The organism is Mesorhizobium sp. L2C084A000, from assembly GCF_000502875.1.
Classification (GTDB): domain Bacteria; phylum Pseudomonadota; class Alphaproteobacteria; order Rhizobiales; family Rhizobiaceae; genus Mesorhizobium.
In genome coordinates this window covers 39,701-54,681 of the sequence record NZ_AYWX01000019.1, presented here as the reverse complement: position 1 = coordinate 54,681, position 14,981 = coordinate 39,701, and the positions used below count along the sequence as shown (strand labels likewise).

Genomic DNA, 14,981 nt, shown 5'->3' with positions numbered 1-14,981 from the left:
ATCTCAAGCGTTCTCATAAACTGGGCGTGGCGTAACAGTAGGGGTAGGGGTTGTGAAACGAGTACTGGGCAATTGTATCGGAACGGCACTTGCCTGTTCCATTGGTCTGTTTGCTTTCCAGATTCCCGCAACAGCCAAGACGGCGACGAAAATCGCCGAACAGGCCATGCGGGCAGAGGTGGTGCCGGACAAAGGCATCTACCAGATGTACCAGAACCGCTCGTGGCTCTGGGGTCGGGAGGGTGCCGGATATTTTGCCGTCCAGCGCCGTCAGTTCAGTGCCTGGACCTCGGACAAGGCGCGCAAGCTGGGCTACGGTGACGGCATCTGGTTCATTCCCGGAGGAGGCAAGCTGTGCTTCCGCGCAAAATGGCACGGAGCCGGAGGCGACTCCAACGCTCTTTCCTGTTTCGAACATCGCCAGGCAGGCAGGATTCTCTACCAGCGCCGGGTTCCAGATGGAGAATGGTACGTATTCAGGAGTTCGCACCGCAACCTTGCGGACGCGTTCATGAAATTGAAACACGGCGACTACGTCAGCCGCAAACAGAGCCGGATCAAGGCAAAGTAGTAGAGACTTTCATCCGGGACAGGGCACTGGTCCAAAAGCGGGTCGACTGAACGGTCAGCGACCTGCCTCAGTCACGTTCAGGCGACCTGCCTTAAGCCTTGCGCTCCCAGCGGCGATCTGGCGTCTGTTGCCAATAGGTGACGGCGTGGCCAGCGCTCTTCATCACCTTCCAGTGCCCTCGCGCCGCCTCGAGCTGGGCGGCATCGTGGCCATCGAACAGGAACACGGCGCGCTCGTAGCCGCCAAGGTCAGGCGGCACCGCGCCGTCGACCAGGAACCTTATCTTGGCGTCGTTGGGATTGCCGTCGCCGGTGGTCAACAGAATCGGCTGTTCGCCGGGATGAGCCTCACGATCGGTTGCGTGCGCCAGGAACGAATCGTCGCGGAAGGTCCAAAGATGCTGGTCGAGCGCATCGCGGCGTTCCTCGGTGCCTGTCTGCACCACGGCGCGCCAGCCACGGTCGACGCTGCGCTCCAGGAGGCCTGGCAGCGCATCCTCCAGCGTCGATTCGGTCAGGTGGTAGAACAGGACGTCGGCCATCGCTTCAGCCTATAGTGATTGAACCCGTTCACTGCTCATAATTGTCGCGCACCAGCCGGTCGAGCAGCCTGACGCCGAAACCGGAACCCCAGGACTGGTTGATCTCGTTCGACGGCGCCCCCATCGCCGTGCCGGCAATGTCGAGATGGGCCCATGGCGTGTCCTTGACGAAGCGCTGCAGAAACTGCGCCGCGATGGTGGCGCCGCCAAAACGGCCGCCGATGTTCTTCATGTCGGCGTTCTTGGAATCGATCAGCTTGTCGTATTCGGCCCCCAGCGGCATGCGCCACAGCCGTTCCTGCGTCGCCTGCCCCGCCGCCGCCAACTTTTCGGCCAGTTCGTCATTGTTGGAAAACAGGCCGGCATAATGTTGACCGAGCGCCACCATGATGGCGCCGGTCAGCGTCGCCAGATTGACCATGAATTTCGGCTGGAAGCGGTCGTTGCAGTACCACAACGCATCGGCCAGCACGAGGCGGCCCTCGGCGTCGGTATTGAGCACCTCGATGGTCTGGCCCGACATCGAAGTGACGATATCACCGGGGCGCTGGGCATGACCGTCGACGGCATTTTCGACCAGTCCGATGATACCGACGACATTGGCTTTCGCCTTGCGGGCCGCCAGCGCATGCATCAGGCCGGTAACGGCGGCGGCACCGCCCATGTCGCCCTTCATATCCTCCATGCCCGAGGCCGGCTTTATGGAATTGCCGCCAGTGTCGAAAGTGACGCCCTTGCCGACGAAGGCGATCGGGCTGTCCTTCGGCTTGCCGCCGTTCCACTGCATGATCGCCATGCGGGCGCCGCGCGGCGATCCTTGCGCGACACCGAGCAGCGAGCCCATGCCGAGCTTCTTCATTTCCTTCTCAGCCAATATCTCGACCTTGACGCCTAGTGCCTCGAGTTCCTTGGCGCGGGCAGCGAACTCGACCGGCCCAAGCACGTTTGCCGGTTCGTTGACGAGGTCGCGCGCCAGTAGGACGCCGTCTATCACCGCCTCGGCATCGGCGAAGGCCTTCTTCGCAGCGGCCGGATCGGCGGTGTGGATGGTCACCTTGACCGGCTTCTTCGGCTCTGCCTTGCCGTCGTCCTTGTCCTTCCTGGTCTTGTACTTGTCGAAGGAATAGCTGCGCAGGAGAATGCCCGCGGCAAGGCTTGCCGCGTCTTTCGCGCTCGGCGAGGCGCCGACCACATCGAGGACCACCGCCACTTCGGTCGCCTTGCGCAGCGACGCGGCAACGGTGCCGCCAAGCTTCAACCAGGCATATTCGTCCAGTCCCGATACCTTGCCGGCGCCTATCGCCACCAGTCTGTCGAGCGATGCTCCCTGCGGCGCCAGAACTTCCACCGTGCTGGCGAACTTGCCCGTGAACTCAGCCACGGGAAAGGCCCGCTCCAGTGTCTTGCCGGGATCACCGGCCTTGGCGACGTCGCTCAGGCCGCCCTCATCCGCCGCGAGCACGAAGACCGTGCCCTTCTTGTTCACCGCGCTCTGGGACCCGGAAAATTTGGCGAAGGCGATCGACGGTCTTTGATTCATCATGTCCTGCTTTCAGGGAATGCGCGACTTTTGGGGAAGCGGTTCGAAACGATGCGCGACATTTGGTCGTTTTCCGGCATTTGGCAAGACTTTGCCGAATTGGCATCCCATATGACCTATGGAATCGATGACGATTCGTCGCGGCACGGCCCCGCTTTTTGCCGCAACCTGTTGTTAACCATCGATGTTCGCCCTTTCTTATCCATTCCCGCCGACACTCCGCCCAGCCGGGGGGCGTGATGTGGGACAGAACCCGGATAGACCATCTGATGAGCCAGTTGTGCAGGCGCTGCCGGACAGCTACCTTGTTCGGTGGCATGATGCCGTTCGAAAAAATCGAGAAAAGCCTTCATGAAGGTCGTTGAACGCTACATCATGCGCCGCGCTTTCGTGGTCTTCATGGCCGCTCTTGTGTGGACGCTGGCGATCGTATGGACGACGCAGGTGCTGGCAAAGATCGATCTGGTCACCGACAGCGGCCAGTCGGCGCTGACCTTCTTCGAAGTCGCCGCCCTCATCCTTCCGTCCATCATCCCGATCGTGGTGCCTTTTGCCCTGGTGGTAGCGGTCGCACAGACACTCAGTGTCATGAATTCGGATTCCGAACTCGCCGTCGTCAACGCCGCGGGGGCCTCGCGCTGGACGATCGTGCGGCCGATCATGTTGCTGGCGCTCGCCGCCGCCGTTTTTTCCTTTGCCGTCGACAACGGCATCGACCCTTACGCACGGCAGAAGAACCGGGCCCTGGTGGCGTCGTCGCGCGCGGATCTGTTGTCGCTGATCATCCAGGAAGGCACCTTCCGCAAGATTGACGACGGGTTGTTCCTGCAGATCGGCGAGCGCCTTCCGAACAATCGGCTGGGTGGCATTTTCGTCGCCGATTCGCGCGAAGAAGGCGTCAACCTCGTCTACTACGCCAAGACCGGCAGCATCGTCGAACGCGGCGGTGAAAAGGTGCTGATGATGAATGACGGCGTCATCCATCGCAAAACGCTGACCGGCGATCTCTCCGTCATCCGCTTCACCTCCTATGCCTTCGACATGTCGGCCTTCATGGCGGCGGCTTCGGCGGTGACGCTCCTGCCCAAGGACCAGACGACGCAGTACCTGCTCAACCCGGGTGCCAACGACAAGTATTATCAGCAGAACCCCTACGAATACCGGGCCGAGGTCAACCAACGGTTCTCGGAATGGACCTATTCCATGGTTTTCGCGCTGATCGCGCTTGCAGTCGCCGGCGATGCGCGCTCGCACCGCGAGGCGCGCGTCAATCCGCTGATCACGGCGATCACGATATCGCTGTTCGTGCGTTGGCTGGGCTTTTTTGCCGCCAGCAAGGCGGATGAGGTCCCGCAATATGCGTATATGGTCTATGGCGTGCCGATCGTGGCTTCCGCGGTGGCGATCTGGTTCATCGTCTCCAACCGGACACTGGAACTGCCCGTGACCTGGGCGGACTGGATGACAAACTTCGCCACGCGCATCGCTGACAGCTGGAATGCTTTCAAATTGCGTTTGTCCAGGCGCGGCGCATCAGGCCAAGGGGTCGGCTGATGGGCTGGACACTGGGCCGCTATTTCTTTTTCCGCTATGTGACGATCACCATCTGGTTCTTCATCGGCCTCCTGGCGCTGGTGTTCCTGATCGATTTCACCGAGCTGTCCGGACGCACCACCGGCCTGCCCGGCTTCACCTACGGCACGGCGGTAGCCATTTCAGGCCTCCGTATGCCGATGATCATGCTGCAGACGGTGCCGTTCGTCGGTCTCTTCTCGGCGATGGCGACGCTGGTGTCGCTGAACCGGCGCTACGAGCTGGTCATCGCGCGTTCCGCCGGTGTTTCCGCCTGGCAGTTCCTCTTGCCCTGCTGTATCGGAGCCTTGCTGTTCGGCGTCCTGTCGGTTGGCGTCATCAATCCACTCGCCGCGCACGCATTCTCCTGGTCCGAGCAGATCGAAACCCAGCTGCGTTCGGGCAAATCGAATACGGTCTCGGCCGATGCCGCGCCCTGGATCCGTCAGAAAACCAGTTCGGGCGACACCATCATCGGTGCGCGGGCCATCCTGAACCAGGGCCTGGAAATGGCCGATGTCGTATTTTTCATTCTCGACCCGCAAGGCAACATCGTCGAGCGCAAGGACGCCGCCCGTGCCTTCCTGCGCGACGGCTATTGGGAATTGCAGGACGTCAAGACGTTCCAGAACGGCACGATCCAGGCATCGGCAACCGATCGCGTACCGACCAATCTGAAGCCCGAATTCGTGCAAGAGCGGCTGGCTCGCCCCGAAACCATCCCGTTCTACGACCTGCCCGGAAAGGTCGAGGTTGCCCGCTCCTTTGGCCTCAAGGCAAATGCCTTTGCCATGCAGTTTGATTCGCTCGTGGCGTTGCCGTTCCTTCTCGTCGCCATGACGCTGATCGCGGCAACGGTTTCAATGCGATTTGCCAGGATGGGACAGTCGGCGACGATGATTCTGGGTGGCATCATCGCTGGCTTTCTGCTTTATGTCGTTTCGGTGCTGGTGAAGGCATTCGGCGTGGCGGGATTCGTGCCGACTGTCGTAGCCGCCTGGGTACCGGTCATGGTGGCTATGTTCTTCGGGGTGACTTTCCTGCTATACAAGGAAGACGGCTAGTGAGGGAGGCGTTTTTGCCCAGCAACAGGCAGGCCGGTTTGGCGCGCCTCTATGCGGCGACCGCCTTGGCGTGCGTGCTTGCCTACGCCGTTCCGGCACCGGCGCTTGCGCAGGACGTCGGCGACATGGCGACATCGGTTCCGGCCGGCTCGCAAATGCTGCTGGCGGCCGATACGCTGGTCTACAACAACGACAACCAGACCGTGACCGCCGTCGGCGGTGTGCAGATCGACTATGGTGGCAATCGCCTTGTCGCCCAGCGGGTCGAATACAACCGCAACACCAAGCGGATGGTCGCGAGCGGCAACGTCGAAGTCATCAACAGCGACGGCACCAAGATCAATTCGCAACATATCGACATCACCGATGACTTCGCCGACGGCTTCGTCAACGCGTTGCGGGTCGAGACCATCGACAAGGCCTATTTCGCCGCCGAAAGCGCAGAACGCATGGGCGGCGTGCTGACCACTTTCCACAATGGCGTCTACACCGCCTGCGAGCCGTGCGAGGATAAGCCGGACAAAGCGCCGACCTGGCGCGTCAAGGCCAAGAAGATCATCTGGAACGGTGAGAAGAAGACGGTTCGCTTCGAGAATGCGAATTTCGAATTCTTCGGTTTTCCGCTTGCCTATCTGCCTGCATTCGAAATTGCCGACCCGACGGTGAAGCGCAAGAGCGGCTTCCTGATCCCGAGCATCATCTACAAGAGCGATCTCGGCGTCGGCGTGAAAGTCCCCTATTATCTCGCATTGGCGCCGACCTACGACCTGACCGTCACCGGCACCGGCTATACCAGGCAGGGTTTCCTCGGTGAGGCCGAGTGGCGTCAGCGCTTCGACAATGGCGAGTACAGCTTGAAGATCGCCGGGATACACCAGCAGAATCCCGACGCCTTCCTCGACACCACTGCCTTCCCATCCAGCTCTGGCCACAACGTCAATTCGGGCAGCGCCGGCGATCCCAACAAATTCCGCGGCATGATGGGTACCCAGGGGCAGTTCGCCATCAACTCACGCTGGAACTTCGGCTGGGACGTGCTGCTGCAGACCGACAAGAACTTCTCGAACACCTACGGCATCGACAAGTACAATAGCAGCGTTCACCAGTCGTCAGTCTACTTGACGGGTCTCAACGGCCGCAATTATTTCGACGTGCGCGCCATGCATTTCGATGTGCAGGAAGATACGCCTGACGACAATATCTCTGCGCGAAGTGGACAACAGCCGTGGGTGCTGCCGTCGCTCGATTACGCCTATATTCCTGATGCCTCGGTGGCCGGCGGCCAGCTGTCCCTCAATGTCAACGCGCGTGTCATCCGCCGCGACGATGTCGATGAGACCTTCGTCCAGCCCTACAATGCCCTCACTCCGACGCAGCGCGTCCGCGGCATCGAAGGCGAATCGGGCCGTCTCACCGCCGAGGCCGAGTGGAAGCGGAGTTTCGTCACAGATGACGGACTGGTGCTAACGCCGTTGCTCGCGCTGCAGGGCGATGTGGACTACCTCAACGCATCGTCGGCTTCGCTAGACGCCATCGACCGAATGGCAACGCATTTGGGCGAGCAGGACGATATGCGCTCGTCATTTGCCCGTTACATGGCAACCGCGGGCCTCGAGATGCGTTGGCCGGTGCTGTTTTCCATGGCCAGCGGGTCCAGCCATGTCATCGAGCCAATGGCGCAGGTCTTCATGCGTCCGAACGAGCAATATGTCGGCGGCCTCTCAGTGCCCAACGAAGACGCCCAAAGCATGGTCTTCGACGCGACCACCTTGTTCGAGCGCGACAAGTTCTCCGGTTACGACCGCGTCGAAGGCGGTTCGCGCGCCAATGTCGGCTTCCGCTATTCCGGCTCGTACAATAATGGCTGGGGCACCAATGCGATTTTCGGCCAATCCTATCAGATCGGCGGCGAGAACTCCTTTGCCGCGCCGGATCTGGTCAATGTCGGCGCCAATTCCGGCCTCGACACGACCAAGTCCGACTATGTCGGCCTGTTCGGCATCAACAGCCCCAACGGCTTCGCGGCCTCGGTCAGCGGCCGTTTCGACGAACAGAGTTTCGAGGTCCGCCGTGCCGAGGTGAAGGCCGCCTATTCCGGCCTGCCTGTGTCGCTGAGCGCCAAATACGCCTTCATCCAGGCCCAGCCGCTGTACGGTTTCACGGAAGACCGCCACGAAGTCACACTTGGTGCATCCACGCATCTGGCCGAAAACTGGCGCGTCTTCGGCACAGGAACCTACGACCTGCAGCAAAGCCTGCTGGTCAAGGACGGTGTCGGCTTCGCCTACAACGATTCCTGCTTCACTTATCTGATGACCTACTCGCAGTCGCGCGATCTGAACACCAGGGAGGTGTCGCAGACCATCGGCTTCAATCTGTCGTTCCGCACCCTCGGCGATTTCGGCTCGTCGACCAGTGGCGTCGACACGATCCAGTAACAATCGGCGACATCGTTTCGCCGCATAGGGCTGGCACGGATTTCGCGCACCTGGAAAGATGAAATTGGGCGGGACCGGGATAGAATTGGGATACCAACGATGAGGAAATACCTCTTTTCAGCAGGTTTCGCGTTGCTCGTGGCGGCGACGTCCGTGTCGATCACTGCAATGACGCCGCCGGCTTTCGCCAGCGAGATCAAATACGTCGTCAACGACATTCCGGTCACCAGCGGCGACATCGCCCATCGCGCCGCCTTCCTGAAGCTGCAGCGCAAGAAGGGCGATGCCGGCCAGGAAATGATCGACCAGACGCTGCGTATGGCCGAGGCCAAGCGGCTTGGCATCCGCATCAGCGACGCACAGGTCGAGGCGGCGTATCAGCGCTTTGCCTCGAGCAACAAGATGCAGCTCAGCCAGCTTGACGGCGTCATGGAGAAGTCAGGTGTCACCAAGAGCCACTTCAAGGAATTCATCCGCGCCCAGATGGCCTGGAACCAGGCTTTGAGCGCACGCTACCGTTCCGGCGACGGCACAGGTGCCGTCAGCGAGCAGGATCTCGTGAGGAAGATGCTCGAAAAAGGCGGCGCCAAACCGAGCGCCACCGAATACATGCTGCAGCAGGTCATCTTCGTGGTGCCGGCGGCTGAACGCAGCGCGACGCTGGGCAAACGCAAGCGCGAGGCCGACGCCATGCGCGCCCGCTTCAACGGCTGCAACACGACGCGCGAATTCGCCAAGGGCTTGATCGACGTCACCGTTCGCGATCTGGGCCGGGTGCTCGCGCCGCAGCTGCCGCCGGACTGGGCCGAGCAGATCAAGGCTACCAAAGTCGGCGGTGCCACCGCCACGCGCGAAACCGAGCGCGGCGTCGAATTCATCGGCATCTGCTCGTCGCGTGAAGTGTCCGACGACAAGGTCGCGCAGATGGCGTTCCAGGCCGAAGGCTCCGGCGGCGACAAGGATGCCGACGCGCTCAGCAAGAAATATGTCGACGAACTGAAGGCAAAAGCCCGCATCGTCAAGCGCTGACGTGGGCAACGCAGTGACTGCGCTCGCGTTGAGCGCCGGCGATCCGTCCGGCATTGGGCCGGAGATCGCCATCGCCGCCTTTATGGCGCGTGAAGCTGCCGCCCTGCCCCCCTTCTACCTGCTCGCCGATCCGGCGCTGATCGCCTCCCGGGCGCGCCTGCTCGGCATTTCGCTGCCGGTCGTCGAAACGACATCAGCGCAAGCGGCGCAGGTCTTTGCCCGCGCCTTGCCGATCGTTCCGCTAGCCGCCGGCTGCATCGACAGCCCCGGCCGGCCGGATCCGGCCAATGCGGAAGCCACCATCGAGGCCATCGACCGCGCCGTCGCCGATTGCCTTGCCGGCGAAGCCTCGGCAGTGGTCACCTGCCCCATCGCCAAGAAGCCGCTCTACGATGCGGGCTTCCGCTTTCCCGGCCACACCGAATATCTGGCGCATCTGGCGGCCCGGCACAGCGGCGTCGAGGCGATGCCTGTGATGATGCTGGTAGGACCCGACCTGCGCACCGTTCCCGTCACCATCCACGTCGCGCTGGCCGAGGTGCCGAAGGCACTGACCACCGAACTGATCGTCGCCACCGCGCGCATCACCGCCGCCGACCTTACCGGCCGCTTCGGCATCGCCAAGCCGAGGCTGGCGATTGCCGGGCTCAACCCACATGCCGGCGAAGGCGGCGCCATGGGCCTCGAGGACGAGCTGATCGTGCGCCCGGCGGTCGACATCCTGCGTGCCGAAGGCATCGACGCTTTCGGCCCTTTGCCGGCCGACACGTTGTTCCATGTCCGGGCGCGGGCGGGCTACGACGCGGCCCTTTGCATGTATCACGACCAGGCGCTGATCCCGGCCAAGGCGCTGGCTTTCGACGAGGCGGTCAATGTCACGCTCGGCCTGCCCTTCATCCGCACCTCGCCCGACCACGGCACGGCCTTCGACATCTCCGGCAAGGGTGTGGCGCGGCCCGACAGCTTGATAGCGGCGCTGAAGCTTGCCCGGCGGCTGGCCGACACGAACACGAAGGCAATCGCCGTATGAGACCTCGGGCATGAGCATCGACGGGCTGCCGCCGCTTCGCGAGGTGATCGAGCGTCATGGGTTGCAGGCGAAGAAGGCGCTCGGCCAGAATTTTCTGCTCGACCTCAACCTCACCGGCAAGATCGCGCGCACCGCCGGCGACTTGTCCGATGCAACAGTGATCGAGGTCGGTCCTGGCCCCGGCGGGCTGACCCGCGCCTTGCTTGCCAATGGAGCGCGCCATGTGGTCGCCATAGAGCGCGACGAACGTTGCCTGGCTGCTCTTGCCGAAGTGTCCGACCACTATCCCGGCCGGCTGGAGGTTGTTTCCGGCGATGCGCTGAAGACGGATTTCGCAGGCCTTGCCAGCCGAGCGACCGGGAACGGCGGTCCGGTCAAGATCGTGGCCAACCTGCCCTACAACATCGGCACGGAGCTGCTGGTGCGCTGGCTGACGGTCAGCGACTGGCCGCCTTTCTACACCTCGATGACTTTGATGTTCCAGCGCGAAGTGGCCGAGCGCATCGTCGCGCCCGCCGGCAGCGACAGCTATGGCCGGCTAGGGGTTCTTGCCGGCTGGCGGACGGAGGCGAGGATCGCCTTCGACGTACCGCCACAGGCATTCACGCCGCCGCCAAAGGTCACCTCCTCGGTGGTGCAACTGGTGCCGCGCCCGACCCCTCTGTCCGCCGAGGTAAAAAAACTCGGCCGCGTCACCGAAGCCGCGTTCGGCCAACGTCGCAAAATGCTGCGGCAAAGCGTGAAGAGCCTCGGCGGCGAGGCCCTGCTCGAACGCGCCGGCATCGATCCGACACGCCGCGCCGAAACGCTGAGCGTCGAGGAGTTCGTTCGGCTGACCAATGCGGTGTAAGAAGCTGCCAATCTCCCCCTTGAGGGTGGAGATTGGCGCTTCACCGCCTCAGCCAGTCTTCTCGTCCAACAGTCCAGAGACGAAATCGAACAGGCCTGGCCGGCGGTCGCGTCTTAGCCGCTCGGCGACGACGATACCGCGCACTTCGGCGAAGGCGCGGTCAAGGTCGTCATTGACGATGACGAAATCATATTCCTTCCAGTGCTCGATCTCGTTGCGGGCGTTTTTCAGCCGCGTCTCGATCACCGCCTCCTGGTCTTCAGCGCGACGTTTCAGCCGCGCCTTCAACTCCTTCATCGATGGCGGCAGGATAAAGATCGAGACAATGTCGGCGCGCATCTTCTCCTTGAGCTGCTGGGCACCTTGCCAGTCGATGTCGAACAGCATGTCGCGCCCCTCGGACAGCGCCAATTCGGCCGGTTCGCGCGGTGTCGCATAGCAATTGCCATGCACCTCGGCCCACTCCAGCAGTGCGTCGGAATCACGAAGCCGCTCGAATTCGCGCATCGTCCGAAAATGATAGTGGACGCCTTCGATCTCGCTTCCGCGGCGCGGCCTGGTGGTGACCGAGACCGACAGTTCGAGGCTGGAATCGCTTTCCAGAAGATTGCGCGCGATCGTCGACTTGCCGGCGCCGGATGGCGACGACAGGACGAGCATCAGGCCCCGGCGGCGAATGCGGGACCCCAAATCCTTGGCAACCATCGGCTACTCCAGATTCTGGATCTGTTCACGAAACTGGTCGACCACCGCCTTCAGGTCCAGGCCGATCGCGGTGACGGCTGCGGCATTCGATTTGGAACACAGCGTATTCGATTCGCGGTTAAATTCCTGTGCCAGAAAATCGAGCTTGCGACCGACCGCACCGCCGCCCAGCAGCAGAGCCCGGCCGGACGCGACATGCGTTTTCAGCCGGTCGATCTCTTCGCGAATATCGGCTTTGGTGGCCAGGAACGCCGCCTCCATGTGCAGTCGGGTGGCATCCAGATTGGCGGAAGCGTCCATCAGCAGCCTGACCTGCTCGGCGATGCGTTCGCGAATCACCGTCGTCTCGCGGGATGGATCCACTTCTGCCCGCAGCGTCAGCACCTCGATCGTGTCGATATGACCCGACAACAGCAAAGCCAGCGCGGCTCCTTCGCCCTGACGTGCCTGTTCGAGCCCGTTCAAGGCCACTTCGAGCGCGACCATGATCGCGGCATCGAGCGCGGCCCTCGCCTCCTCGGTTTCGACGGTTTCAGGAATGTCGAGCACGCCGCGCAGCGAAAGCAATCCATCTGACGTCGCCGCAGCAACGCCGAATTGCTCCTGCAGCCGTTTGGCGAGCCCAGCAAGGTCCTTCAGGAAGGCTTCGTTGACGACCGGCTGCGCCTGCGCGCCAACGGCACGGCCGATGGTCAGCGTCGCCTGGAAATTGCCGCGTGCAAAACGTTTCTGAAGTATCTGCCGGACAGCAGGTTCCAACCGTTCGAAGCCTTGCGGCAGCCGCAGCCGTACCTCGACGCTCTTGCCGTTGACGGACTTGACCTCCCAGGCGATCGAGGTGCCTTCGTGCTCGGCGACGGCACGTGCAAAACCGGTCATGCTCTGCAAATTCATATCGCCCACACGTCCCTGGCACATCGCCCCTGAACCGGCTTTCCGGACAGGAACGAGTGCGGCTTGAAAAAAAGACTGCGCCGCAGGCGTCGAAATCGGACGCGCGGCGCTCTTCCAAATGTCAGGGCGCTGCCTGTCGGGCAACGCCTTTCTTCATTTACTGGGCAGCGCCCGCGTCACCGCCGCCGGCATTGCTGTCGCCGGTGCCAGTCGTCTTGGCGGCTTTGGCGGCATCATCGGCCTGCTTCTTCAGCAACGCGCGATAGCGGGCGACATTCTCGTTGTGCTCGTCCAGCGTCGCGGCAAAGACGTGCCCGCCGGTGCCGTCGGCAACGAAATAGAGGTCGGCGGTTTTCGACGGATTGGCCACCGCCTCCAGCGCTGCACGACCCGGATTGGCAATCGGCGTCGGCGGCAAGCCATTGATCACATAGGTGTTGTAGGGAGTCTGTTTCTGGATGTCCGACTGGTAGATCGGCCGGTCCGCCGGCTTTCCCTTGCCGCCGAACAGCCCATAGATGATGGTCGGATCGGATTGCAGGCGCATGCCCTTGGCAAGCCGGTTCAGGAAGACGGCGGCAACTCGCGAACGCTCGTCACCCTTGCCCGTCTCCTTCTCGACGATCGAGGCCAGCGTGACGAACTCCTCGACGTTGGCCAGCGGCAGGTCAGGCGCGCGCCGCTCCCAGACATCGTCAACCAGCTTCTTCTGATCCGCCAGCAGCTTGTCGACCATCTGCTGGCGTGTCGCGCCGCGCGTGAAGCGCAGCGTGTCGGTGGCGAGGCTGCCCTCCGGCGGCGTGGTTGCCGGCATGTCGCCGCTCAAGGCAGTCTCCTCGGCGATGCGCTGCAATGCCTGGTCGACCGTCAGTCCCTCAGGAATGGTCAGCGAATACATCACCGACTTGCCGCTCTTCAAAAGCTCCATGATATCGCGCATGGAAGCCCTGGGCTTGATCTCGTACTCGCCGGCTTTCAGCGCGGAATCATTGCCGAAGGCCCGCACGCCAAGACGGAATACCCGGGCGTCGCTGATCAGCCCCCGGCGTTCGAGCTGGTCGGCGATATCCTGGACGCCGGTGTTCGGCTTGACCAGGAAGGTGTCGCCATTAGCCGAAGGTCCGGGTTCGGTGAATTCCTGCTTGCCGAAATAGACCGCGACGCCGGCCGCCAGGACCACCAGCATCACCGAGGAGATGACGAAGTTCATGAACACGACGACCTGGCTGCGTGACGCACGCGAGCGCTTCGGCGGCGGCGTGCCAGCCTCCGGCCGCAACGCCTCGCTGGCCGTTTTCGGCACGATCGGGCCGGATGTCGGCGGCCGTTGCCCGAATTCTCCGTTGCCTGCCGGATTTGTGTTCATCTCGCCCTACCGTTTGATCGCCCAACGAATCCCCAGCGGCAGAGTAGGGGCGAATATGGCAAAATTGACGGCACGCCAAAGCGCCGCCCGGCAGCCGGACGATCAGCCATTGTAGCGCTGGAAGACCAGCGACGCGTTGGTCCCGCCAAAGCCGAAGGAATTGGACAGCGCCACGTCGATCTGGCGGGCACGCGGCTTGTTCGGCACCAGATCGATCGCGGTTTCGCGTTCCGGGTTATCGAGGTTGATGGTCGGCGGCGCGACATTGTCTCTGATGGCAAGGATAGAGAAGATCGCTTCGGCGGCACCCGCCGCTCCAAGCAGATGGCCGATCGACGACTTGGTTGACGACATCGAAATCTTCGATGCGGCATTGCCGACAAGCCGCTCGACGGCACCGAGCTCAATCGTGTCGGCCATGGTCGAGGTGCCGTGCGCGTTGATGTAGTCGACATCGGCCGGCGTCAACTTGGCCCGGTTCAGTGCCGCCGTCATGCAACGGAAGGCGCCATCGCCATCCTCGGCGGGCGCGGTGATGTGATGCGCATCGCCAGTGAGACCATAACCCGTCACCTCGGCATAGATCTTGGCGCCGCGCGCCCTGGCATGTTCGAGCTCCTCGAGCACGACAACGCCGGCGCCCTCGCCCATGACGAAGCCGTCGCGGTCGCGATCATAGGGTCGCGACGCCGTTTGCGGCGAATCATTGCGTTCCGTCGACAGTGCCCGGCATGCGGCAAAACCGGCGATCGACAGCCGCGTCACCGGCGCTTCGGCGCCACCGGCGACCATCACGTCGGCATCGCCCCACATGATCAACCGGGCAGCATCGCCAATGGCGTGCGCGCCGGTCGAACAGGCCGTGACGACGGCATGGTTCGGGCCTTTCAGCCCGTGCCGGATCGAAACCTGCCCGGAGACGAGATTGATGATCTGGCCCGGGATGAAGAAAGGGCTGATGCGGCGCGGGCCGCGCTCCTTGAGGATCATCGCGTTCTCGGCGATGCCCTCGATGCCGCCGATGCCGGAGCCGATCAGGACGCCGGTGGCACACCGCTCTTCATGCGTCTGGGGTTCCCAGCCGGAATCCTTCAGCGCCTCGTCGGCGGCGGCAATCCCATACAGGATGAAGTCGCCGATCTTGCGCAGTTCCTTCGGCTCGAGCACGGCCTCCGGATTGAAGGTGGCATTGCTGCCGTCACCACGCGGAATGACGTGGGCGATCTTGCAGGCAAGATCCTCCACCTCGAACTCAGTGATGCGCTTGGCAGCGCTGCGGCCGGTCAGAAGTTCCTTCCAGCTGTGCTCGAAGCCCATGCCGAACGGCGACAGCAACCCAAGGCCCGTGACGACGACACGCCTCATCGCAGGTCCTCCCCGG

Annotated in this window: 14 protein-coding genes; 8 read left to right on the top strand and 6 right to left on the bottom strand. The window is 62.6% G+C overall.

Annotated features, from left to right (window positions below; genetic code table 11):
• Window positions 1–52: 52 nt before the first annotated feature.
• Entirely contained in the window at window positions 53–571 is a 519-nt protein-coding gene (locus tag X735_RS0135135) for a DUF995 domain-containing protein (protein WP_031213743.1), read from the top strand.
• A 91-nt stretch (window positions 572–662) separates the two neighbouring features.
• Here X735_RS0135135 and X735_RS138825 read toward each other — a convergent pair whose 3' ends face one another.
• The gene (locus X735_RS138825) at window positions 663–1,112 is read right to left on the bottom strand and encodes a DNA polymerase III subunit chi (protein ID WP_023813773.1); all 450 of its coding nucleotides are present in this window, start codon (window positions 1,110–1,112) and stop codon (window positions 663–665) included.
• A 28-nt stretch (window positions 1,113–1,140) separates the two neighbouring features.
• On the bottom strand, window positions 1,141–2,652 hold the full coding sequence (locus X735_RS138830; RefSeq protein WP_031213742.1) for a leucyl aminopeptidase: 1,512 nt from the start codon (window positions 2,650–2,652) through the stop codon (window positions 1,141–1,143).
• Between the two features lie 51 nt (window positions 2,653–2,703).
• Between X735_RS138830 and X735_RS1000000169030 the strand changes: the two genes are divergently transcribed.
• From X735_RS1000000169030 to rsmA, 7 genes are all read left to right on the top strand, one after another.
• The gene (locus tag X735_RS1000000169030) at window positions 2,704–2,892 is read left to right on the top strand and encodes a hypothetical protein (RefSeq protein WP_127289235.1); all 189 of its coding nucleotides are present in this window, start codon (window positions 2,704–2,706) and stop codon (window positions 2,890–2,892) included.
• 111 nt (window positions 2,893–3,003) lie between these two features.
• Complete coding sequence (gene lptF / locus X735_RS138835) at window positions 3,004–4,206, top strand: LPS export ABC transporter permease LptF (protein WP_023813771.1); 1,203 nt, start codon at window positions 3,004–3,006, stop codon at window positions 4,204–4,206.
• Window positions 4,203–5,288, top strand: coding sequence for an LPS export ABC transporter permease LptG (gene lptG / locus X735_RS138840; protein ID WP_031213741.1), 1,086 nt, complete (start codon window positions 4,203–4,205; stop codon window positions 5,286–5,288). Before lptF ends, lptG begins: the two co-directional genes overlap by 4 nt.
• The gene (locus tag X735_RS138845) at window positions 5,288–7,726 is read left to right on the top strand and encodes an LPS-assembly protein LptD (protein ID WP_023813769.1); all 2,439 of its coding nucleotides are present in this window, start codon (window positions 5,288–5,290) and stop codon (window positions 7,724–7,726) included. The genes lptG and X735_RS138845 overlap by 1 nt, the downstream gene beginning before the upstream one ends.
• 99 nt (window positions 7,727–7,825) lie before the next feature.
• A complete protein-coding gene (locus tag X735_RS138850; RefSeq protein WP_023813768.1) occupies window positions 7,826–8,755 on the top strand; it encodes a peptidylprolyl isomerase in 930 nt (309 codons plus the stop codon).
• Between the two features lies 1 nt (window position 8,756).
• On the top strand, window positions 8,757–9,785 hold the full coding sequence (gene pdxA, locus X735_RS138855; protein ID WP_023813767.1) for a 4-hydroxythreonine-4-phosphate dehydrogenase PdxA: 1,029 nt from the start codon (window positions 8,757–8,759) through the stop codon (window positions 9,783–9,785).
• Between the two features lie 10 nt (window positions 9,786–9,795).
• Window positions 9,796–10,635, top strand: a complete 840-nt coding sequence (rsmA, locus tag X735_RS138860) for a 16S rRNA (adenine(1518)-N(6)/adenine(1519)-N(6))-dimethyltransferase RsmA (RefSeq protein WP_023813766.1) — start codon at window positions 9,796–9,798, stop codon at window positions 10,633–10,635.
• A gap of 48 nt (window positions 10,636–10,683) precedes the next feature.
• Here the strand turns inward: rsmA and gmk are convergent, their stop codons facing one another.
• The 4 genes from gmk to fabF all read right to left on the bottom strand — a co-directional run bounded on the left by gmk (window position 10,684) and on the right by fabF (window position 14,965).
• On the bottom strand, window positions 10,684–11,340 hold the full coding sequence (gene gmk, locus X735_RS138865) for a guanylate kinase (RefSeq protein ID WP_013532512.1): 657 nt from the start codon (window positions 11,338–11,340) through the stop codon (window positions 10,684–10,686).
• Window positions 11,341–11,343: 3 nt separating this feature from the next.
• Entirely contained in the window at window positions 11,344–12,234 is an 891-nt protein-coding gene (locus tag X735_RS138870; RefSeq protein WP_023813765.1) for a YicC/YloC family endoribonuclease, read from the bottom strand.
• Window positions 12,235–12,391: 157 nt separating this feature from the next.
• On the bottom strand, window positions 12,392–13,600 hold the full coding sequence (gene mltG, locus X735_RS138875; protein WP_023813764.1) for an endolytic transglycosylase MltG: 1,209 nt from the start codon (window positions 13,598–13,600) through the stop codon (window positions 12,392–12,394).
• Between the two features lie 102 nt (window positions 13,601–13,702).
• Window positions 13,703–14,965 (bottom strand): beta-ketoacyl-ACP synthase II, encoded by a 1,263-nt coding sequence (gene fabF, locus X735_RS138880; RefSeq protein WP_023813763.1) that lies wholly within the window; start codon window positions 14,963–14,965, stop codon window positions 13,703–13,705.
• Window positions 14,966–14,981 lie beyond the last annotated feature (16 nt).